Annotated in this window: 16 protein-coding genes; 12 read left to right on the plus strand and 4 right to left on the minus strand. The window is 69.6% G+C overall.

The genetic code is table 11. From position 1 onward, the window contains the following. Positions 1 to 174: 174 nt before the first annotated feature. Positions 175 to 1,107 carry a WXG100 family type VII secretion target gene (locus ACFW0G_RS40660; RefSeq protein WP_378330870.1) on the plus strand — a complete coding sequence of 311 codons (933 nt, stop codon included), beginning with the start codon at positions 175 to 177 and terminating at the stop codon, positions 1,105 to 1,107. A 146-nt stretch (positions 1,108 to 1,253) separates the two neighbouring features. Here ACFW0G_RS40660 and ACFW0G_RS40665 read toward each other — a convergent pair whose 3' ends face one another. Together ACFW0G_RS40665 and eccD are read right to left on the minus strand one after the other, a co-directional pair. Further along, on the minus strand, positions 1,254 to 2,912 hold the full coding sequence (locus ACFW0G_RS40665; RefSeq protein ID WP_378330871.1) for a S8 family serine peptidase: 1,659 nt from the start codon (positions 2,910 to 2,912) through the stop codon (positions 1,254 to 1,256). Positions 2,913 to 2,938: 26 nt separating this feature from the next. Next, entirely contained in the window at positions 2,939 to 4,303 is a 1,365-nt protein-coding gene (gene eccD / locus ACFW0G_RS40670; RefSeq protein ID WP_378330872.1) for a type VII secretion integral membrane protein EccD, read from the minus strand. A gap of 588 nt (positions 4,304 to 4,891) precedes the next feature. Here eccD and eccCa point away from each other — a divergent pair. From eccCa to ACFW0G_RS40695, 5 genes are all read left to right on the plus strand, one after another. Continuing rightward, positions 4,892 to 8,902 carry a type VII secretion protein EccCa gene (gene eccCa, locus ACFW0G_RS40675; RefSeq protein WP_378330873.1) on the plus strand — a complete coding sequence of 1,337 codons (4,011 nt, stop codon included), beginning with the start codon at positions 4,892 to 4,894 and terminating at the stop codon, positions 8,900 to 8,902. A gap of 43 nt (positions 8,903 to 8,945) precedes the next feature. After that, on the plus strand, positions 8,946 to 11,006 hold the full coding sequence (locus tag ACFW0G_RS40680) for a type VII secretion-associated protein (RefSeq protein ID WP_378330874.1): 2,061 nt from the start codon (positions 8,946 to 8,948) through the stop codon (positions 11,004 to 11,006). A 12-nt stretch (positions 11,007 to 11,018) separates the two neighbouring features. After that, positions 11,019 to 11,390, plus strand: a complete 372-nt coding sequence (locus tag ACFW0G_RS40685) for a hypothetical protein (protein WP_378330875.1) — start codon at positions 11,019 to 11,021, stop codon at positions 11,388 to 11,390. Between the two features lie 255 nt (positions 11,391 to 11,645). Continuing rightward, the gene (locus ACFW0G_RS40690) at positions 11,646 to 11,966 is read left to right on the plus strand and encodes a WXG100 family type VII secretion target (RefSeq protein ID WP_378330876.1); all 321 of its coding nucleotides are present in this window, start codon (positions 11,646 to 11,648) and stop codon (positions 11,964 to 11,966) included. 59 nt (positions 11,967 to 12,025) lie between these two features. Beyond that, positions 12,026 to 12,313 (plus strand): WXG100 family type VII secretion target, encoded by a 288-nt coding sequence (locus tag ACFW0G_RS40695; RefSeq protein WP_378330877.1) that lies wholly within the window; start codon positions 12,026 to 12,028, stop codon positions 12,311 to 12,313. Positions 12,314 to 12,400: 87 nt separating this feature from the next. On the opposite strand, the gene ACFW0G_RS40700 is transcribed toward ACFW0G_RS40695, so the two are convergent. Both ACFW0G_RS40700 and ACFW0G_RS40705 read right to left on the minus strand, forming a co-directional pair. After that, entirely contained in the window at positions 12,401 to 13,159 is a 759-nt protein-coding gene (locus ACFW0G_RS40700) for a DUF4333 domain-containing protein (protein WP_378330878.1), read from the minus strand. Between the two features lie 48 nt (positions 13,160 to 13,207). After that, a complete protein-coding gene (locus tag ACFW0G_RS40705) occupies positions 13,208 to 14,098 on the minus strand; it encodes a hypothetical protein (RefSeq protein ID WP_378330879.1) in 891 nt (296 codons plus the stop codon). A gap of 274 nt (positions 14,099 to 14,372) precedes the next feature. Here ACFW0G_RS40705 and rplM point away from each other — a divergent pair, with 274 nt between their 5' ends. The 6 genes from rplM to ACFW0G_RS40735 all read left to right on the plus strand — a co-directional run bounded on the left by rplM (position 14,373) and on the right by ACFW0G_RS40735 (position 20,450). Next, positions 14,373 to 14,825 (plus strand): 50S ribosomal protein L13, encoded by a 453-nt coding sequence (gene rplM, locus ACFW0G_RS40710; protein ID WP_345396768.1) that lies wholly within the window; start codon positions 14,373 to 14,375, stop codon positions 14,823 to 14,825. A 14-nt stretch (positions 14,826 to 14,839) separates the two neighbouring features. Then, positions 14,840 to 15,334 (plus strand): 30S ribosomal protein S9, encoded by a 495-nt coding sequence (gene rpsI, locus ACFW0G_RS40715; protein WP_378330880.1) that lies wholly within the window; start codon positions 14,840 to 14,842, stop codon positions 15,332 to 15,334. A 263-nt stretch (positions 15,335 to 15,597) separates the two neighbouring features. Then, a complete protein-coding gene (glmM, locus tag ACFW0G_RS40720; RefSeq protein WP_378330881.1) occupies positions 15,598 to 16,932 on the plus strand; it encodes a phosphoglucosamine mutase in 1,335 nt (444 codons plus the stop codon). Between the two features lie 150 nt (positions 16,933 to 17,082). After that, a complete protein-coding gene (locus ACFW0G_RS40725) occupies positions 17,083 to 17,391 on the plus strand; it encodes a type VII secretion target (protein ID WP_378330882.1) in 309 nt (102 codons plus the stop codon). Further along, the gene (locus ACFW0G_RS40730; protein ID WP_378330883.1) at positions 17,391 to 19,940 is read left to right on the plus strand and encodes a hypothetical protein; all 2,550 of its coding nucleotides are present in this window, start codon (positions 17,391 to 17,393) and stop codon (positions 19,938 to 19,940) included. Before ACFW0G_RS40725 ends, ACFW0G_RS40730 begins: the two co-directional genes overlap by 1 nt. A gap of 33 nt (positions 19,941 to 19,973) precedes the next feature. Continuing rightward, positions 19,974 to 20,450 (plus strand): hypothetical protein, encoded by a 477-nt coding sequence (locus ACFW0G_RS40735; RefSeq protein WP_378330884.1) that lies wholly within the window; start codon positions 19,974 to 19,976, stop codon positions 20,448 to 20,450. Positions 20,451 to 20,685 lie beyond the last annotated feature (235 nt).

Below are 20,685 nucleotides of genomic sequence, written 5' to 3' on the forward strand. Positions count from 1 at the left end.
GGCGCGGCCCCCACCTAACCATCCCCCCCCCCCCCCGCGGGGCCCCCCCCGCCCCGGCGGCGGGGTTTTCGGGGTCTACCCGGGCGCGGCGACGGTCCGGAGATCGAGGCGGCGGCGGGGCCGTACCTGGGGTACCTGTCGGAACTGGCCGACGAGCTGGGCCTGATCGACCCGGTGGAGGCGTACTTCCGGCCGTTGATCGGCCAGTGGGAGGTGCTCGGCGCAGAGTCCGAGGGGCTGCGCCGGGCGGCGAAAGCGGCAGGGGTCGTATCGGGCCAGCTCGCCGACGACCTCGGACGGCTCGACGCGGGGTGGTCCGGCGACGACGCGGATGCCTTCGTCGCCTACATGGGCGCGATCGGTGCCGCGGGCGCCGACGTCGGAGATGCGCTGAGTGCGCTGGCCGGCGCACTGGACGAACTCGTCTCAGCGGTTCGTCGCATCGTGGTCGACCTGGCCGAGGTCCTGGTCGACACCGCAGGGCTCGTCTCCGAATCGGCCATGTTGCCGGTCGGTGGCCTCACTCGGACGCGTGCTCAGATGCAAGAGACGCAGCAGACAGCGAAGGCTCTGTACGAGGCCGCGCGCGACGTCTTCGAGGCGTTCGGGAGGCTCTGCGATGGTGTCGACGACCCTGACGTGGCGTCGCGCAGCATCGAGATCGCGCATCGTTATCCACAGGAGCGGTTCAAACTTCACGACGTCGGCGCCGATCCCGGTCCGGCTGCGGATTCCCAGGCCGGTGGGGGTGAGGCGGAGGGTACGACGACGCCGTCGGCGGCGCACGACTCAGCCGAGGGGCGGCACACCGGCGCGCGGGATCCCGAGATCGAGCAGGGGCAGTCGACCGGGGCCGGAGCGCTGCCGCTCGGTCCAGCGCCTGCCGCGCCGAGCGCGTCTCAGCAGTCCAGTAGCGGCATGGGGATGCCGATGATGCCTATGGGTTTCGGCGGTATGGGCATGGACGGTGGTGCGAAACAACGTCAGTCCAAGCACCGCGCGGTCCCGAAGGCTTCGGACGTGTTCGGCGAGCCCGCGCAGGTTGTCCCACCCGTGATCGGCGAAGACGAGGCCAAGCCCGCGCCGAAACCCCCACCCCGGAAGTGAACGGCCCGGCCCGCGAGTGCGTTTAGCCCGCTAAACGCACTCGGCCAGCCCAACGGGAAGTGCGTTTAGCGGGCTAAACGCACTTGGGTGCGGCAGAGAGGTGAGGTCGTGGGGCGGCGCGAGTGCAGTTAGCCCGCTAAACGCGGTCAGGGGGTCTTGCGGGTGACATCGGTCGCCGCGCGGTTTCGGCGGATGGTGTGCATGACGAACAGGGTGATCAGCAGAGCCACCAGGCCGCCGCCGGTGCCGGCGAGGGCGACGATGATCGCCGCCTGGTCGCGGTCGTTGGCCGGTGGCAGCGTCGCGACCTGCTGTACCGGCTTGACCGACGGCACGCCCTCCTCCGAGGACACACTCGCGGTCAGTGCCGCCATGGGGTCGATCACGCCGTGGCCGACGAAGTTGTCGTGCCCTCCGGGCGCCGCCGGGTGTTGCGCGGTATTGATGATCCGCCGCATGACACCCTTGGCGTCGAGGTTCGGGTATTTCGCCTTGATCAACGCCGCGACACCCGCTACGTACGGTGCCGCAAAGCTCGTTCCCTGGATCGCGCTCGGTTCGGAGTTTCCCTCGATCGTCAGGTTGGCCAGGCCGGTCGAGCCCGCTGCCGGATCCAGCGAGATGATGTCCGTTCCCGGCGCCGCGACAGTGGTCCACGGGCCGTTGACGCTGAAGTTCGCGACACCGCCGGTGACGTCGATCGCGGCCACGGAAATCACGTCTTCGGAGAACCAGGGCGGCGTGACGATCGAGCGCGGCTGGTTCGGGTTCAGCTGATCGTTCTGCGGGCACGTCTCGGTCGTGTTGCCCGCCGCCGCGACCACGACGACCTTTTGCTGCACCGCGTAGTGCACCGCGGCCTGCAGCTGGCGCTCCCCGTCGGAGATCCGCCCGTCGGAGGGACGGCAGTTGTCCACCGACATGTTGATCACGGTGGCGCCCTTGGCCACCGCGCGCACCACGGCCTGCGCCAGTGTCGTCAGCTTCCCGGCGGTACCGGCGGTCTCCTGCCCGCGGCCGGGGCCTTTCTGCTCGGGCGAGGTCGTGTCGCCCGGTTGGGCACCCTGCCCGCTGCCGCCGCCGTTCGAGGGCGGGAGCTGTGACTTCGAAGCACCCCCCGACGACGGCGGTGCCCCTGACGAGGCCGGTGGGGACGCGGGCGGGGACGAGGCAGCGGACTCCTTGGTGTCCTTGCCGTAGTTCTGGCTGGACTGCCGGATCGACAGGATGGTGGCGTCCGGGGCGACCCCCTTGAACCCGATGTCCGCCGGGGTGTCCGCGGCGATGATGCCGGCGACCTCGGTGCCGTGACCGTCGCAGTCCTCGAGACCGGGCTGGACACCGTTCTTCGGGTTGGCGACGTAGTCGCCGCCGCTTTCCACGTTCTTGAGCCAGGGATGTTTGGTGACGCCGGTGTCGATCACCGCGATCTTCTGACCGCCGCCGACGCTGCCGGTCGCGGCCTTCACGATCTCGTGGAGCTTGTCGATCTGCAGGTATTCCTGGCCCCACGGCCGGTTCTTGGGAATGATGTTCTTGCCCAGGCTGCGCTGCACGCACTGCTTGGTCTGGACGTAGTTCTCATCCGGCTTGCCCGGGTCCCCGGGCGGCGGCGTGTTGCCGATCGGCGGCGGCGCCGCATAGTAGCCGCCCTCGGAAGGGGACACGCTGGGCTGCTGCGCCCACACCGGCATCGCCACCATCGGGGAGAGAACCCCGATCGTCGCCGCGAGCGTGACCGTCGCGGCCCGCCCGGCGCGGCCGAGCTGCCGGCGCGGCCTGCCGCCGTTCCGCGCTACCGCCATCTGAACATCATCCGATCGGGTCGACGTCACTTGAAGTTGAGGTGACGCAGCGTGGTGTAAAGGTCCATGACGCCGAGCGCGAGGGGGAGCACCGTGGCGATGCAGATCGCCTCGATGATCTCCACCGTCCGTCGCAGCGGAGGGGAGAACCGCTGGTTCGGGAAGATCACACCGACCACCAGCGAGCCCGCCGCGACCAGGATCAGCGCGCCGAAGACGTACAGCACGCGTGCCTGGGGTGTCGCCGTCCATATCCAGCCGAGCAGGATGCCCGCCGCGGAGACCATGCCGGTCGTGAGCAGGGCGATCGCCTGGCTGCCGTTGGCGTAGGCCCGTGCGCGCAGCAGCAGCACGAGGCTGGCGACGACACCGAGGATGATCCCGAACGGGCCGGGCGCGGTCGACGCGATGATCGCGGCGATCGCCGTGGTGACGCCGCAGCCGATCATGAGGCCGGTCATGTAGTTGTGCGCGACGGCCGTCCGCCGCTCGATGGCGCGGTAGTCGGGGAAGCCGGAGTCCTCCTTCAGCTCCTCCGCACTCCCGGGCACGTGCGGCAGCGGAAGTTTCGCGAGCCAGATCGTCGCCCTCGGCAGGATCGAGATACAGGCGAGGGCGACAGCCGCGGTCCCGGCGGCGATCCCGGGCAGCGGGTGCGCGACGAACGTGCCGAACAGGAACGCCAGCGCACCGAACGCGCCCACCGTCGCGGCCGCGATGAACGTCGTGATCCCGGCGCCGATGACCAGGATGCAGACGGACGCGACGATGAGGACGAGCGCGCAGCCGAGCAGGAGGTTCGCCCGCAACGACAGCCCCGGCACGATGTAGAAGCCACTGACGAACGCCAGCGGCAGACCGCCCGCGGCGGCGACGAGTACGCCGGTCGCCTCGGCCTGGTACGCCTTGGCCAGCGTCGCGCCGACCGCGACACACGCGATCGCGCCGATACCGCCCGCGATCGCGGCGGCGAGCGCGGGCCCGCCGTAGAACGAACCGCTCAAGAACAGTGCGAACGCGGCCGCGACCAGGGCCAGCCCGCCCGCGACGTGACCGAACCGGCGCGCGGTCTCCTTCGTCCACGGGCGGAAGCTGTCCGGTGAGGACTCGGCGATCGCGTCGACGACGTCGTCGTACAGCGGGGGCGGCGGGTTCTCGTTGCGCTTGCGCAGCTGCAGCAGCTCACCGTCGACGATCCCGAGCGAGGCGAGCGTGCGGCTGGGGTCCAGCGGCGCGTCGCCGAGCTTGGCCAGTGCCCAGCCGCCGTGGCGCGCGCCGCCGTCGGGCGTCGTCTCCTTGGCCATGTCCAGCAGCATGGGCAGCAAATCGGCCACCGCGACGTCGGCCGGCAGCGCGACGTCGATCCGGGTGCGCGGTGCCACCACCGTCACCCTGCTGAAAACTGTCGTGCCCGTCGCCACTGCACTGCCCCCGCTCTGATGAGACTGCTCCCGGGGGGAACTTATACCGAACCCGGGTGCCGCTATCACCGACTGTCCGAAATTGACCGGCAAAAGTATGCCCTCGCCACGCCGCTCCAGCGCGCTGACCGCCCCCGCTCCCGACCTCGCCGCCGAGCGCGTTTAGCCCGCTAAACGCGCACGGCGCCCCAGGTCCACGTCGCCTGCGGGTGAGGGAGACGGGGCGCACAGGGGACGCGGAACAGGGGACGGGCCGAGTGCAGTTAGCCCGCTAAACGCGCGTCGGGGCGGCCGGGAGAGCGCGTTTAGCGGGCTAAACGCGGTCCGGGGCGCGAGGAGGGGAGAAGGGAAGGAGATAAGGAGAGGGCTGCGGGTTCGGTCGCTACTGTCGGTGCCGCGCCCTACACTCGGCGGGCAAGCTCATCGAGTCGATCATCGAGGTCTCCGGCCGTTCACGGCATTGGCCGGATTTCCCGCCCGACGTTCGATAGGTTGTTCCGCGCACCTGAGCGCACAAAACGGTGGCCGCCATCGTCGAGTTTGAAGAGGGGTCCTTCGATGAGCACGCTGCAGTTCAAGAAGTCGCCACGGCTGGCAGCGCCGCGCCCGCCGGGTGGCGAGGTGCACCTTGAACCGCCACCGGAGGTGCCCCGCACCATCCCCGGCAACATCGTGATGAAGCTGCTGCCCGCGGTCATGATCGTGGCCTCGCTGGGCATGATGGTCTTCATGTTCACCGCGGGTGGACGCAACCCGATGATGCTCATGATGGGCGGCATGATGGTCATGGGGACCGTCGGCATGATGGCCGGCGGGGGCGGCCGCGGCGGCGGCGCCAAGAAGGCCGAAATGGACGAGGACCGCAAGGACTACCTCCGCTACCTCGGCCAGATGCGGGACCGCGCCCGCGAGGCGATGGTCGACCAGCGTGCCGCGCTCGAATGGGTGCACCCGGACCCGCAGACGCTGTGGTCGCTGGCTGCCAGCCGCCGGATGTGGGAGCGCCGCCAGAACGACCAGGACTTCCTGCACCTGCGCGTCGGCCGCAGCTCGCACCGCCTCGCGACGCGGCTGGTGCCGCCGCAGACCGGCCCGGTCGACGAGCTGGAGCCGATCGCCACCCTCGCGCTGCGCCGGTTCGTGCGCGCGCACTCGATCGTCCCCGACCTGCCGACGCAGATCACCCTGCGCGGGTTCGCCGCCGTCAGCATGCAGGGCGACCGCGAGCTGACCCGCTCGCTGACCCGCGCCCTCCTCTGCCAGCTGGTCACGTTCCACAGCCCCGACGACGTCCTGATCGCCGTCGCCACCGCGGGCCGCGCGAAGTCCGAATGGGAATGGGCGAAGTGGCTGCCGCACGTGCAGCACCCGACGCTGGCCGACGGCATCGGCCAGCTCCGCATGATGGCCGGATCGCTCGCCCAGATCGAGCAGTGGCTCGACGAGGAGCTGCGCGACCGCCAGCGCTTCTCCCGCAACGCCACCCCGGCGCCCGACCAGCCGCACGTCGTGATCATCGTCGACGACGCGGAGGTCACCCGCGAGGAGCAGATCATCCTGGAGGAGGGCCTGGTCGGCGTCACGCTGATCGACCTGTCCGACTCCATCGGCAACCTCGCCGCCCGCCGCGGTCTCCGGCTGGTCGTCGAGGAGACCCGGCTCGGCGCCCGCAGCGCGGGCGGTGTCGAGTGGTTCGGCCGCCCGGACCGCCTGTCGGTGGTCGAGGCCGAGGCGGTGGCCCGGCTCATCGCGCCGTACCGGGTGGGCTCCGCGGCGCAGGACGCCAGCGAGGACGAGCCGCTGCTGTCCAACCCGACGCTGCTCGAGCTGCTCGGCATCCCGGGCGACCCGATGACGTTCGACGTCCAGCAGGCGTGGCGACCGCGCCCGGTCCGGGACCGCTACCGCGTCCCGTTCGGGGTCGGCGAGTACGGCCAGGCCGTCGAGCTGGACATCAAGGAAGCCGCGATGGAGGGCATGGGCCCGCACGGCCTGTGCATCGGCGCGACCGGTTCCGGTAAGTCGGAGTTCCTCCGCACGCTGGTGCTGGGCATGCTGGCCACCCATTCCTCGACGACGCTCAACTTCGTCCTCGTCGACTTCAAGGGTGGTGCGACGTTCCTCGGCCTGGACGACGCACCGCACGTCTCCGCGGTCATCACCAACCTCGCCGACGAGGTCACCCTGGTCGACCGTATGAAGGACGCGCTGGCAGGCGAGATGAACAGGCGCCAGGAGGCGCTCAAGAACGGCGGTAACTTCAAGAACGTCTGGGAGTACGAGAAGGCTCGCGAGAACGGCGCCGACCTCGACCCGCTGCCCGCGCTGTTCATCGTCGTCGACGAGTTCTCCGAGTTGCTGTCCGCGAAACCGGACTTCATCGACCTGTTCGTCGCCATCGGCCGGCTGGGCCGGTCGCTGCAGATGCACATGTTGCTCGCCTCGCAGCGCCTGGAGGAAGGAAAGCTGCGTGGTCTCGACTCGCACCTGTCCTACCGGATCGGCCTGAAGACGTTCTCCGCGGCGGAATCCCGCGCGGCGATCGGCGTGCCGGACGCGTTCGAGCTGCCGTCGATCCCGGGTTCGGGGTACCTCAAGTACGACACCTCCACGATGGTGCGGTTCAAGGCGTCCTACGTTTCGGGCCCGTACCGTCCCGCGGGGATCAAGGCGGCGGGGCCCGCGGCGACGGTCGTCCGCGCGGACAAGCGCCCGCAGCTGTTCGTGCCGGACTTCGTCGAGCTGCCGAAGGAACCGGAGCCGCAGCAGATCGAGGAAGAGGCGCCGAAGCAGGAACGTCAGCCGGAGGAGGCGGTCGAGCCGAGCGAGCTCGACGTCATCGTCGGGCGGCTGGTCGGCCAGGGCCCGCCGGCGCACGAGGTGTGGCTGCCACCGCTGAAGGAGCCCAACTCGCTCGACACGCTGCTGCCGAACCTCAACCCGACCGACGATCGCGGCCTGTCCCCGGTCGGCTTCTTCGGCAACGGACGGCTCCAGGTCCCGCTCGGCATCGTCGACCGCCCGTACGAGCAGCGGCGTGACGGTCTGTGGGCGGACTTCTCCGGCGCCGCCGGGCACGGACTGATCGTCGGTGGTCCGCAGTCGGGCAAGTCGACGATGCTGCGGACGCTGATCATGTCGATGGCGCTGACCCACACCCCGGAAGAGGTCCAGTTCTACTGTCTGGACCTCGGTGGCGGCACGCTCGGCGGGCTCGCCGACCTGCCGCACGTCGGTGGTGTCGCGGTGGCACGGCGCGAGCCGGACAAGGCCCGCCGGATCGTCGCGGAGCTGACCACCCTGCTCACCGAGCGGGAGGGCCGGTTCGCCGCCATGGGCATCGACTCGATGAACGAGTTCCGCAACCGGAAGCGGCGCGGGGAGATCAAACCGGAGCAGGACGCCTTCGGTGACGCGTTCCTCGTGGTCGACGGCTGGAAGGCGCTGCGAGAGGACTTCGAGGAGCTGGAAACCTCGATCACCCGGCTCGCCATGCAGGGTCTGTCCTACGGCGTGCACGTCGTCGTCGGTGCCAACCGGTGGGCCGACATCCGCCCGGCGATCAAGGACATGCTCGGCACGCGCTTCGAGCTGCGGCTCGGTGACCCGAGCGAGTCCGAAGTGGACCGTCGCGCCGCGGTGAACGTCCCCGCGGGGCGGCCGGGACGCGGGATGACCCGGGAAAAGCTGCACATGCTCACCGGTCTGCCGCGGATCGACGGCTCCAGTGACCCGGACACGATCGCCGCCGGCGTCGCCGACGCGGTCGCGAAGATCAAGGGTGCCTGGCGGGGCCGCCCGGCACCGCAGGTCCGCCTGCTGCCGGAGATGGTCACCTACGACGAGGTTCTCCGGCTGGACAGCAAGCGGGCCACGAAGCTGGTGCCGATCGGGGTCAACGAGGAAGATCTTCAGCCGATCTACCTCGACTTCGACGCGGAGCCGCATTTCTACGCGTTCGCCGACGGCGAATCGGGCAAGACCAACCTGCTCCGGCAGATCGCGCGCGGTATCGCCGAGCGCTACACGCCGCAGGAAGCCGTGATGCTGCTGGTCGACTACCGGCGCACCATGCTCGGATTCCTCAGCGGGGACTCGCTGCTCGGTTACGCGGTGTCGGCGAATCAGCTGGACAGCATGGCCAAGGACGTCTACGGGTCGATGACCCGGCGGCTCCCCGGCCCGGACGTCACGCAGGAACAGCTGAAGAACCGCTCCTGGTGGACCGGTCCGGAGCTGTTCGTCCTCGTCGACGACTACGACCTGGTGGCGACCCAGAGCAGCAACCCGCTCAAGCCGCTCTCGGAGTTCCTCGCCCAGGCCAAGGACGTCGGGCTGCACCTGATCGTGGTCCGCCGTACCGGTGGTGCGAGCCGGGCCATGTACGACCCGATCCTCGGCAAGCTGAAGGAACTGTCGGCGCCGGGCATGGTCATGAACGGCTCGAAGGACGAGGGCACCCTGGTCGGCAACATCAAGGCCGGCCCGATGCCTCCCGGCAGGGGCAACCTGCTGACGCGCAAGTGGGGCAAGCAGCTGATCCAGGTTTCGTGGATCCCGCCGGAGTGATGCCCGCGAAGGACAGGAGAACGACGATCTGCGGGAGTGGCTGGTGACGTTACGGGTAGCGGTGGACTTCGGGACATCGAGTACCTGTGTCGTCGCCTCCGTGAACGGGCGCGAACCGCAGGTCGTGGTGATCGACGGCCAGCCGCTCATGTCGTCGGCCGTCTACGCGGCACCCGACGGCACGTTGTTCGTCGGCCAGGAGGCGGAGCGGCAGGCCGCGGTCGACCCGTCGCGGTACGAGCCGCACCCGAAGCGCCGGATCGACGAGGGCGAGCTGCTGCTCGGCGAAAACGTGCTCCGGGTGACCGATGTGGTGCACGCCGTGCTGGCCCGAGCGGTCACCGAAGCACGCCGGCTGGCCGGTGAGGCCGAGGTCGATCTGCTGGTCCTCACGCACCCTGCGGACTGGGGCGCGATCAGGACAAGGCTCCTGCGCCAGGCGGCGGGGCGGCTGGCGCAGGAGGTCGCCCTCGTGCCGGAACCCGTCGCGGCGGCCGTGTACCACGCGGCGACCTTCGCCCCCTCGGACCTGAAGTCCGATCGCACCGTCGAATTCAGCGGCCGCCCCGGCGACACCCTCGCCGTCCTCGACCTCGGCGGTGGCACCGTCGACGTCAGCGTCGTCACCCGCACACCCCCGCCCGCTGCGTTTAGCGGGCTAAACGCAGCGGCGCGGCCGCAGCGGGGCGGGTTCCAGGTGCTGGCGACCAGGGGCGACCCGAGCTTCGGCGGCGCGGACATCGACCAGGCGCTGCTCGAGCACGTCGGCTCGCTCGTCTCGTCCGCGGACCCGGGGGCCTGGCGGCAGCTGGTCGAGGGCCGCGAGCTCGCGGACCGGCGCCGCAGGCGCGTGCTCCGGCAGGACGTGCGCGGTGCCAAGGAGACGCTGTCGCGGCACGCCTATACGGATGTGCCGATGCCGCCGCCGTTCGCGGACGCCCACGTCACCCGCGAGGACCTCGAGCGCCTGATCGGCGCGCCACTCGGACGCGCCGTGGAACTGACGAGCGCGGCCATCGCCGACGCCGGTCTGCGGCCGAAGCAGCTGACCGCGATCTTCCTGGTCGGCGGGTCGAGCCGGATCCCGATGATCTCGCGGCTGACGCACGAGCGGACCGGCGTCGTGCCGACGAGCTTGGACCAGCCGGAGACGGTCGTCGCGCGTGGTGCGCTCCGCGCCGTGCTCGTCGACCCCGATCGCACCGGTTCGCTGCCGGGCACCACCATGGCCCGTCTCGGCGCCGCGCCCGGCGGTGTCCCCCCAGCCGAGCATCGCACCGAGGTCGTCCGGCCCGGGGACGTCCCACGCCCCGCGGCGGCCCCACCCGCCGCGCCCCCGGCCCCCGCGCCCCACACCGGCGACCCACGCGCCACGCCGCCTCGCCCCACCGAACCGCACCCCAGCTTCCCGCCCCGGCCCGCCCAAAGTGCGTTTAGCCCGCTAAACGCAGCGCGCCAGGGGCCGCCGCCGTCGCCGCCCCGAGGTCAGCCGGCGGTTCCGTGGGGCTCGCCGGGGCCTGAGCGGGGCGGTGACACGAAACGGGTCGAGCGTGCCGGACGCTCGAAGCGGTCCAAACTGCTCTGGATCGTCGCGGCCGTGGTGGTCGTCGCGCTGGGCGCCACCGGGCTGGTCGTGATGCTGAACAAGGGCGGCGCGGACAAGCCCCCAGGCCGCACCCTCGCCCAGTACGACTACCGGTTCATCGCGCCGCCGGACTGGGTCCAGACCGACGACCGGGTCGCCGAGAAGCAGGTCGTCATCCATCCCCAGGACTCCCCGGCGGGCTTCGATCTGGTGGTCGCCCAGGAGTACCCCATGAACTACGACGCCACCGCCGATCGCCGGCAGCTCGTCGACGACCTGCGAGGCCAGGCCGCGCGCTACCCCGAGCGCTACAGCGCGTACGACCCCGACGCGTCCTACGCCGGTCGTCAGGTGATCGCCTACCAGGAGACGAAGGACCAGGCGAGGGTCTTCTGGTACGTCGTCGTACAGGGCCGGATCCGGGTGCACATAGGCTGCCAGTACAGCGTGCCCGCGCTTCAGCAGCGGGTGAGCGCGGCCTGCGAGCAGGTCGCACGCACGCTCGAGGTCGTCAACTGAAAGGGGCGCCTCGTGCCGTCCGAACCCGAGACCGCCGCCGCGGCCTTCACCCGTGCGGGGCAGGACGCGGTGACCTACGCGCGTCGCGTCGCGGGTGACGCGCTGGCGCGCAACGAACGTCACCGCGGCGAGAACGCGGAGCTGATCAAACAGTTCGGCCGTGGCAGGCTCGCGGGCCGGGCCACGGATCCCACACCGGGCTCGATGCGCGGGGCCGCGAAACGGTTCCGCGCCGCCAGGGGACTCCCGGTTCCGCAGCTGCCGTCGGCGGCCGAGCTGGTTCCCCCGAAACCGGAACCGTCGCCGTCCGCGGCGCGAAGGCCGCGTCCCACCGAGGAGGAAGCGGACTTCTCCGAGTCGCGAATCATGATCCGCGATCAATGAACGCGGGCGCACGCGACCACTGTGCGTATGTTAAGTCGCCTGGTGGAGGTCCCCTTTTCGGGGAACAACCCGACTGTGGCGCAGGGGCATGGAATACCGCGCGCGATCGGTTCCCGCTCCCAGCGTTCACTCAAGCAACTACTTGCGGGCAAACGGCGACACAGGGGAACCGGACATGGCAATGTCTCCGTCGTAGGTCCGTACGAAACAAACACGACCTAGTGCGGACAACCACTAACGAAGGGGGTAGCTCCCATGGCTGGCGGTTTCAAGGGAACTCCGGAGCAGTTCACCCAGGCCGAGCAGCGCGTCACCGAGGTGCGCGTCGCGATGGACCACAACCTGTCGCAGTTGCGTGACCGCATCGAGGCCACTCGCGCCGGCTGGCAGGGTGACGCGCAGAAGGCCTTCGACAAGGTGATGCAGCGCTTCGACGAGGACGGCCGGGGGATCAACCAGTCCCTGCAGAACATCGCGAACCTGCTTCAGGAAGCCGGTTCCAAGTACAAGCGCTCGGAAGAGCAGCAGCAGGAGATCATGAGCGCCGTGAACAAGGGCTTCGACGTTCTCGGCTGAGTACCACCTCTTGACCTTTTCCCACCCATATTCTTTCCGACAAACAAAGGGAGTGCACCATGGCTGACGGCATCGTTGTCGATTATGGCGTCATCAACGCCGCGGCGGACGACTGCAACTCGACCGGCAAGGAACTGCAGTCCGCGTTCGACAAGCTGAAGGACGACCTTCGCCCGCTGACCCACGACTGGGAAGGTGCCGCGCGTACCCAGTACGACGAGGCCCAGCGCGTGTGGGACCAGAAGTTCGAGGACCTCAAGCAGGTTCTGGCGCAGATCGCCACCGCGCTGCCGCAGATCGCGGACGGCTACCAGGGCACCGAGCAGGGCGTCAAGGACCTGTTCTGAGCTACCCCGCCCCGGATAACCACGGCGGGCCCGGCACCTTGCGGTGCGGGCCCGCCGTTTCCGTTGGGGGACAGGGAAGAAACGACCTCAGTGCGGGGCGCCGACCTCGTACTCCGGCTTGTCGTTGAGCACCCGCACGGTGACCTTTTTCGGCTGGCCCCCGATCTGCAGGGTGCAATCGAACGTCGTGCCGTTGTCGGCGAGCTGATTCGCCGGGCACTGTACATTTTGGACGTCGGGTTCGCCGTAACTCTCGTTCAGCACCTTGGTCACACCGTCCTGAAGGGACTTCTGCTCGAGGACGTCACCGCGGAACGCGCCGAGCAGCCAGGCGCCGACACCACCGGCGACGATCACGAGCACGCCGATTCCGCCGTACAGCAACGGTTTCTTCGATCGTTGCCGTTTCTCGCCGGTTTCCGGGGAAAACGCCCCGAGTCCGCCGTACTGCGAAGGCTGGAAACCACCACCGAACTGTGTGCCGGATCCCGGCGTACCGGTGCCCGCCGCCGGTTGCTGCGCCGGTGTCTGCTGTGGCTCCGAGGCAGGCTGCCACTGCTGGCCGGGCTGCTGCTGCGACCACTGCCCGCCGGACTGCGGCGCGGGAGGCTGCTGCGGTGCCGGGGGCTGCTGCCACGGTCCGGAAAAGGAACCGGTGCCACCGGGTTGCGGCGACTGCTGCCACTGTCCGGTGTAGGACCCGGTGACCGCGCCGGGCTCGGCGTTCTGCTGCCACTGCCCGGCGTGCGGGCCGGTGGCCTGCTGCTCGGGCTGCCACTGCTGCTGCGCGCCGCCGGTGTTCGGCTGCCACCACTGCTGCGGCTGCTGGTCGGGCGGCTGGCTCATCGGAGATCCCCTCGGGGCGCGCGGTCGGTCTTCACGTCGTCGGCCACGTTAGTTGCCCCTCGCTTCGGCGATCTTGTCGAACAACGCGTCCTTCGCCGCTTTGTCCGGCAACGCGGTGATCTGCGCGGCGTCGGGCAGCTTGGGCAGGTCCTGCGCGCTGGCCTTCCCGGTGAACCGGAAGTCGTATCGCAGCTCGACCTTGTGGCCGCCGCCCTCGAACTTCGCCTCCATGACCATCTGGTCCAGGGTCCCGTCCGGGTTGAGCAGGATCTTGGTCGGGATGACCGCCTTGCGCAGCTCGGGGGTGATCTGGCTCTTGATCGACGGGGGGAGCTGCTCCACCGGGCGGGTGAGGAAGGCGTCGAACGACACGTCGGCGGTGAGCTCGGTCTTGCCGTCCTTGCCGACCTTCGCGCCCTTCACCGTCTTCTTGTCGGCGTTGTAGGACAGCGCGACGGCGTCGGCCATCTTGCAGGCGGTGAGGATGCCGGCGAACGCGCACTTCATCGTCAGCCCGCCCTCCGGCTTGGGCATCGACACCCACGAGGTCGGGGCGGCCCCCTTGAACACCGGGCCGAGGTACATGTACTCGAGGGCACCGTCGGCCGGGGTGAAGGTGTCGAGGACGTCGTCGGGGTTCTTCTGCGAGCGGTTGTGCACCACCCGGCTCTCCGGGCTGCCGGTGCGGGCCGAGGTGATGACGCTGTGCGCGTACTTCTCGTCGAAGCGGAAGTAGTTGTCCGACGAGGTGGTGACGTCCCGCTGGTCGGCGATGACGTCCTGGAGCTTGTTCATGGCGGTCTCGAACTTGCCGCCGACGTACGCCGCGGCGTCGTCCCCCTTGGGCAGCGCGGTACCGGCGCGGGCCTGGCCGCACGCGGTGGTCAGCACCAGCACGGCGCCGAGCGCGCAGATGATCGTGGTTGGCCGTTTCCTCATCGCCGTTCCCCTGGTCGAGTCCACCCGCTCCGGGTGTATCCGGATCGTCTCATTCTCGCGTGTCGCGGACGGCGGTGCGGGCGGTTCGCGTGGTCCGGCGGGTAGAGTTTTGCTGCGTCCACCCGGCTGGGACCCTAGTATGCGAGTCTGGAGCCACCCCCGCTGTGTGGGTCCGCCGGACGTGGGGGTATCTTCATATGTCGTTGTGCGCTGCGGCGCGTAAGCGCTAGGCCCGCACAGAACCCACACGCAATGTTGACGACGAGGTAGACCCTTGCCCACGTACAGCCCCAAGCCCGGCGACGTCACTCGTGCCTGGCACGTGATCGACGCCGAGGATGTCGTGCTCGGCCGGCTCGCGACCGAGGTCGCCACGCTGCTGCGCGGCAAGCACAAGCCGACCTACGCCCCGCACGTGGACACCGGTGACTTCGTCATCATCGTCAACGCCGAGAAGGTCGCCCTCACCGGTAACAAGCGCGAGCAGAAGTTCGCGTACCGGCACAGTGGCTACCCCGGCGGTCTGCGCAAGCGCTCGTTCGGTGAGCTGCTCGACACCAAGCCGGAGCACCTTGTCGAGAAGGTCGTCAAGGGCATGCTGCCGAAGAACAAGCTCGGCCGCGCGCAGGCGAAGAAGCTCAAGGTCTACGCCGGCCCGGAGCACCCGCACGCCGCGCAGTCGCCGCAGGCGCGCGAGATCACCAAGATCGCGCAGGTCGCGCAGTGAGTGAGGAACAGTCTGTGACCAGCACCGAGACCGAGACCCCCGCGGTCACCGAGACTCCCGCGGTCGGCGAAGCCGTCGCGACGAGCGAGACGCCGGCCGCGCCGCGTCCCTCGCGTGCCGCCGGTGGCAACGCCCAGACCGTCGGCCGCCGCAAGGAGGCCGTCGTGCGGGTGCGCGTCGTTCCCGGTACCGGCGTGTTCAAGCTCAACGGCCGCACGCTCGAGGAGTATTTCCCCAACAAGGTGCACCAGCAGCTCATCCGTGAGCCCCTGGTCACGGTGGAGAAGCCGGACTCCTTCGACATCTTCGCCAACCTCCACGGTGGCGGGATCTCGGGCCAGGCCGGTGCGCTGCGCCTGGCGATCGCCCGTGCGCTGGTCGAGGTCGACGCCGACGACCGCCCGGCGCTGAAGAAGGCCGGCTTCCTGACCCGTGACGCGCGCGCCACGGAGCGGAAGAAGTACGGCCTCAAGAAGGCCCGTAAGGCTCCGCAGTACAGCAAGCGCTGATTCGCGCCCCAGGCGCAACCCACGGGCGCCCCCATCCCCCCATCGGATGGGCGCTCCCGTGTTTTCCGGGGTCGTCCGCCCCCGTCCCCACCCACCCCCTCGCCACCCTGCCCGCCCCGGCCAAGTGCGTTTAGCGGGCTAAACGCAGTTCCCTGGACCCGGCGGAGCGCGTTTAGCGGGCTAAACGCACTCGGGCCCGTAGCCGGACAGTGAGGTGAGGGGGCTACCTTGTCTCGTGGTTGGTCGCACATGGAGGTCGACAGATGGCTCGCCTATTCGGTACCGACGGCGTGCGGGGTCTCGCCAACGCCGAGCTGACTCCGGAGCTCGCCCTCTCACTGGCGGCCAGCGCGGCGCGGGTGCTCGCCGCCCACGACCGCTCCCACCGCCCGGTGGCCGTCGTCGGACGTGACCCGCGCGCCAGCGGTGAGATGCTGGAGGCCGCGGTCGTCGCCGGCCTCGCCTCCGCCGGTGCCGACGTCCGTCGCGTCGGCGTTCTGCCCACCCCGGCCGTCGCCTACCTCGTCGGCGCGCTCGACGCCGATCTCGGGGTGATGATCTCCGCGTCGCACAACCCCATGCCGGACAACGGCATCAAGCTCTTCGCCGCGGGCGGCCACAAACTGCCCGACGGTATCGAGGACGAGATCGAGGCCGGGCTCACCGCGCAGGCGACGCGACCGACCGGTGTCGGTGTCGGCCGCGTCACCGACGTCCCGGACGCTCTCGACCGCTACGCCGAGCACCTCGTCGCGGCCACTCCGCACCCGCTCGCGGGCCTGAAGGTCGTCGTCGACTGCGCCAACGGCGCTTCGTCCGCCGCCGCTCCCGAGGTGTACCGTCGCGCCGGGGCCGAGGTCGTCGCGCTGCACGCCGAGCCGGACGGCATCAACATCAACGAGCACTGCGGCTCCAACCACCCCGAACTCCTGCGCGCCGCCGTCGTCGAACACGGTGCCGACCTCGGCATCGCGCACGATGGTGACGCCGACCGCTGCGTCGCGGTGGACGCGGCGGGCGAGCTGATCGACGGCGACCAGATCATGGCCGTTCTCGCGCTCGCGCTGGCCGAGTCCGGTGAGCTGACCAAGGACACGCTGGTCGCGACCGTGATGAGCAACCTCGGCCTGCACCTGGCCATGCGCGCGCACGGCATCAACGTCGTCACCACCGCGGTCGGTGACCGGTACGTCCTCGAGGAGCTGCGGGCCAGCGGGTTCGCGCTCGGCGGTGAGCAGTCGGGCCACGTCGTGCTGCCCACGCACGCCACGACCGGCGACGGGCTGCTCACCGCGCTGCGCCTGATGAGCCGCATGGCCGCGACCGGCAAGCCGCTGGCCGAGCTGGCCGCGGTGATGAACCGCCTGCCGCAGGTCCTGGTCAACGTGCCGGTCGCGGACAAGGCCGCGGTGGCGGGCTCGGACGCCGTGCGCGACGCCGTCGGTGCCGTCGAGGCCGAACTCGGTGAGGAAGGCCGGGTGCTGCTCCGCCCGTCCGGCACCGAGCAGCTCGTCCGCGTCATGGTCGAGGCCCCAGCACAGTCCACCGCCCAGGCGGCGGCCGATCGCCTCGCCGGAGTGGTGTCCGCGGTCTCGTAGCGGCGGATCTCACCGCCCGCCGGGTGATCCGGCCGACTCGCTGCGCCTGCGTTACCTGCCCGGTACATTGCGTATGCGAGGGATGGCACCGATCGAGCGTCCGCCGCGTCCGAATGTGGACGGACGCAGGTGCTCTGGTGAGGGGGCGTGATGGCGGGTAAGGGTCACAAGGTCGATCCGGCTCAGCTGAACGAAGCGGCGAAGGCGTTGGAGGACCTGCCCAAGCAGGCCTGCGAACAGCCGATCGTGGCGGTCGAGCAGATCGTCCTGACCCCGGACAGCTTCGGGCCCGCGCACAAGGACTGTTTCAAGGGGTACTCCGAGAACATCCAGAAGCTCGCCAAATGCGCGCGCAGCTATCTGACGGCTTCGGACGAGTTCGGCCGGAAGCTCGCGGCGTCGAAGAACCTGTACCAGTCCAATGAGGACGAGACCGCCGCCGAAGTGAGGAAGCACTGATGGGCCTCGCGGGCGTCGGCAGCGATGACGGCAAGGACATTCCGAGCCGTCAGGAGATCGACCAGATCCTCAACGACCCCAACGTGGGGATGGACGTCAAGCGCCAGCTGGCGCTGGAGTACATCGACTACGTCGAGGACGAAACACCGGAATCCTGCGGCTTCGCGAGCGAGGACGAGCGCAACAAGTACCGCGACTACCTGAAGTCGCTGCACAATGACTGGATCACCGAAGGCGACATCAACGGCAACAACGGTGGCCTCAGCGATCTCAAGGACATCTACAAGGAAGCCAAGGGCGAGTACGACAAGAGCCGTCAGGCCGGTCGGGACAACGACCGCGCCGCGCTCAACAGCGACGCCGCCAAGACGCAGGCGATCGCCGGACGGGCGACCGAAACCGACCCGGGCTGCGCGAACTCGAAGGAAATCTTCGATCCCGGGCTTTCCGCTTTCAAGGTGTACGAGAACTTTTATCCGCTGTATGTCACGGCATCGCGGATCACGGGTGCCGGCGGCGCCCTCGTTTCTCTCGAGGAGTTGCGGCGGCTCTACCACGAGCAGGACAACATCCCGTTCAACCTGTTCAAGGCCAGCGCGGACGAGCTGACGGCGGTGAGCGGAGCGGTCGACAACTCGTCCAAGGACGTCGCGGGCAAGCTGCAGAATTCGCTGGGTACTTGGGAAGGCGACGCCGCCGACCAAGCACGCGAGTACCAGAAGGCGTATTCGGAGAAGAACAGGCTGGTCGCCGAAGCGTTCAAAGCGGCGGCCGAAGGGCTGCTACGGGTCAACGGTTCGATCGGCAGGTTCTGCCAGGACAAGGTCGGCTGGCTCCAGAAGTGGTACGCCGACAGCGTCAACGGCGCGACCATCCAGGACATCGAGCGGATCGTCCGCATCGCGGACGGCAGCTGCAGCCAGAACGACATCAAGCACTGCATCGGTTTTCTCAGCATCGACGCCAAGAACGCGTTCAACGACGACTGGGGCGACCTGGACCAGAGCACCATCGACGAGGTCATCACGCCCCAGGCCAAGGCGTGGCTCAAGGACGTCTTCCTGGCTTGGTTCGGCAAGCACATCGAGAACTTCCAGCTGGTCTGTTCGAACACCCGCAACGCGGTCAACGACGCGTGGGGAAAGTACTTCGAGTCGCTCGGGAAGGTCGACGAGAACCCGTACGCCGATCTCGGAAAACAGAGCGGTGAAGGAAAGAAACCCGGCACCGGCGGAGGCCGGGACACCGGTGGCGGCGGGAAGAATACCGGCGGTGGCAACGACACCGGCGCGCAGGCCGAGGTCGGCCCCATGCCGAAGCCGCCGGAGATGCCCAAGCCACCGGAGATGCCGAAACCGCCCGAGATGCCGGGCCAGGACGTCAACCCGGTCACCCATCAGCCGCTGGAAGTGGATCCCGAGACCGGCAAGCCCTACCCGATCGACCCGAAGACCGGCGCGGCGCTCAAGTCCGATGTGGACCAGCCGGAGACGATGACGGTCGAACAGGGTGACCACAGGATCTCCATGGCCGAGCCGGGCAAGGACGGCAAGATGGGGATCAGCGTCGACAACGGGGCCGGTCCGCCGAAGGACTACAAGCTCGACTTCGGGGATGGCAAGGAGCACACGCCGCAGGACGGGACGGCCGCGGGCGGCGCGATCCATCACGACACCGCGGCGCGCCTGGCCCAGCAACAGCCGGCGACCTCGGGCCAGGCGTATCAGCCAGGGCCGGACGGGAAGATCCACATCGAGGACGGGAACCTCAAGATCACCGCCGAGCGTCCGCAGGGCGCCGAGGGTCCGACGGTGGTGACCGTCGACGACGGTTCCGGTCATCCGACGAAGTACACCCTCGGCGAAGACAACCCGGCCGACGCCGCGAACAAACACGCCGCCTCAGCGAGCCCTGTCGATCAGGGCGCCGGGCAGCCTGCTGCCGCGCACTCCGTTGCTCAGCCGGAGAGCCGGGATCAGGCTCCGGCCGTCGAGCACAGCCGGGGAGACCTGGCAGGCGACGCCTCCGGCGGCCGCCACCACGCGGTGACCGACGGTGGCACCGGAGGAGGCGTGGCCGACGCCACCCCCGCGACGCCCGCGTCGGCAAGCGCGGCGCCTACGGCAGGCGACGCTGTTCCCGCGACGGGCGGCGAGGGCCATGCCGTCGCGGCGTCGAACGACGCGACCACAGCACAGTCCATTGCGGACCCCACCGACAGCCACGGCGGTATCGGGCAGCGGCCGGACAGTGGTCTCGGCCAGGCCTCCGACCCGGCGGGCATGACCGGCGGGGGCGGCTCCACGATGCCGGCGCCGACCGGGCTCGGCTCGGCCCCGGACGGGACTCAGCCCATGCCCGCGTCCATGGGGATGATGGGCGGCGGAATGATGGGTGGTGGGATGGGCGGTGGGCAGGCCGGTGGCGGCGAGGACCAGCAGCGCTCGTCCGGCAGCTACCGCGTCGACGGCGGGTTGTTCGAGACGGCGCCCGCAGGGGGCCGGATCAGCGGTTCGATCGACGACGATGGTGTGATCGGTTCTCGATAGCGCGATCGTCGTGGTGGTGGGGAGGACGAACTCGTGAGTCCCGAAGAGGATCTCGCAGCCTTGAAGCACAAGCTCGCCGGGCTCGAACGGGAGAACGGCGACCGGATGTATCTGGTCGAGCAGCGGGCCGCGAAGGCGGTGGAGGAGAGCCGGGAAGCCGGTGACAAGCTGCGCCGGGAGACCGACGAAGCGCTCACGAAGCTGCTCGAACAGAAGCGACGGGCGGAAGCGGCGGGTGGCTGGGTCACCGAGTCGACGGTCGGCGACAAGGCCGAGGACGAGAACGACTTCGGCTTCGAAGAGGACGAGGCGGAAAACGAACGCCGCGCGGGCTACCGTGCCGCGGACGCGCCTCCAGCTGCCCACCCCGCCGCTCCACCACCCCCTCCGCCCCCGTCCCCGCCCGCCGTGCCCCCTGCCCCTGCCGCGGGGCGCGCGGCCGGACGCCACCGCCGCCCGGCCCACTCCGACGACGACGATTTCGCCAACACCGACTGGCTGGCCACCTGACCCACCCCCAGCGCGTTTAGCCCGCTAAACGCACCCTGGCGCCCCCGGCCGCGCGCAGTTAGCGGGCTAAACGCGGCGCTGAGCGTTGCTAAGCAATCGGGCCGCCCCACTGCGCTCCTGGCCGACCGGACCGCGCTGCTCGGCCGACCGGACCGCGTTTAGCCCGCTAAACGCGCTCGGGTGCCGTGGGCGAATCGCGGTTAGCGGGCTAAAAGCGCTCGGGGGGGGAGGTGCG

It is taken from the genome of Amycolatopsis sp. NPDC058986 (assembly GCF_042741125.1).
Classification (GTDB): Bacteria; Actinomycetota; Actinomycetes; order Mycobacteriales; family Pseudonocardiaceae; genus Amycolatopsis.

Bases quoted from the DNA above. Each gene is read 5' to 3' on its own strand.
- ACFW0G_RS40665 (WP_378330871.1), bottom strand. From the start codon at position 2,912: ATGGCGGTAGCGCGGAACGGCGGCAGGCCGCGCCGGCAGCTCGGCCGC.
- eccCa (WP_378330873.1), top strand. From the start codon at position 4,892: ATGAGCACGCTGCAGTTCAAGAAGTCGCCACGGCTGGCAGCGCCGCGC.
- ACFW0G_RS40690 (WP_378330876.1), top strand. From the start codon at position 11,646: ATGGCTGGCGGTTTCAAGGGAACTCCGGAGCAGTTCACCCAGGCCGAG.
- ACFW0G_RS40695 (WP_378330877.1), top strand. From the start codon at position 12,026: ATGGCTGACGGCATCGTTGTCGATTATGGCGTCATCAACGCCGCGGCG.
- ACFW0G_RS40700 (WP_378330878.1), bottom strand. From the start codon at position 13,159: ATGAGCCAGCCGCCCGACCAGCAGCCGCAGCAGTGGTGGCAGCCGAAC.
- ACFW0G_RS40705 (WP_378330879.1), bottom strand. From the start codon at position 14,098: ATGAGGAAACGGCCAACCACGATCATCTGCGCGCTCGGCGCCGTGCTG.
- glmM (WP_378330881.1), top strand. From the start codon at position 15,598: ATGGCTCGCCTATTCGGTACCGACGGCGTGCGGGGTCTCGCCAACGCC.
- ACFW0G_RS40725 (WP_378330882.1), top strand. From the start codon at position 17,083: ATGGCGGGTAAGGGTCACAAGGTCGATCCGGCTCAGCTGAACGAAGCG.
- ACFW0G_RS40730 (WP_378330883.1), top strand. From the start codon at position 17,391: ATGGGCCTCGCGGGCGTCGGCAGCGATGACGGCAAGGACATTCCGAGC.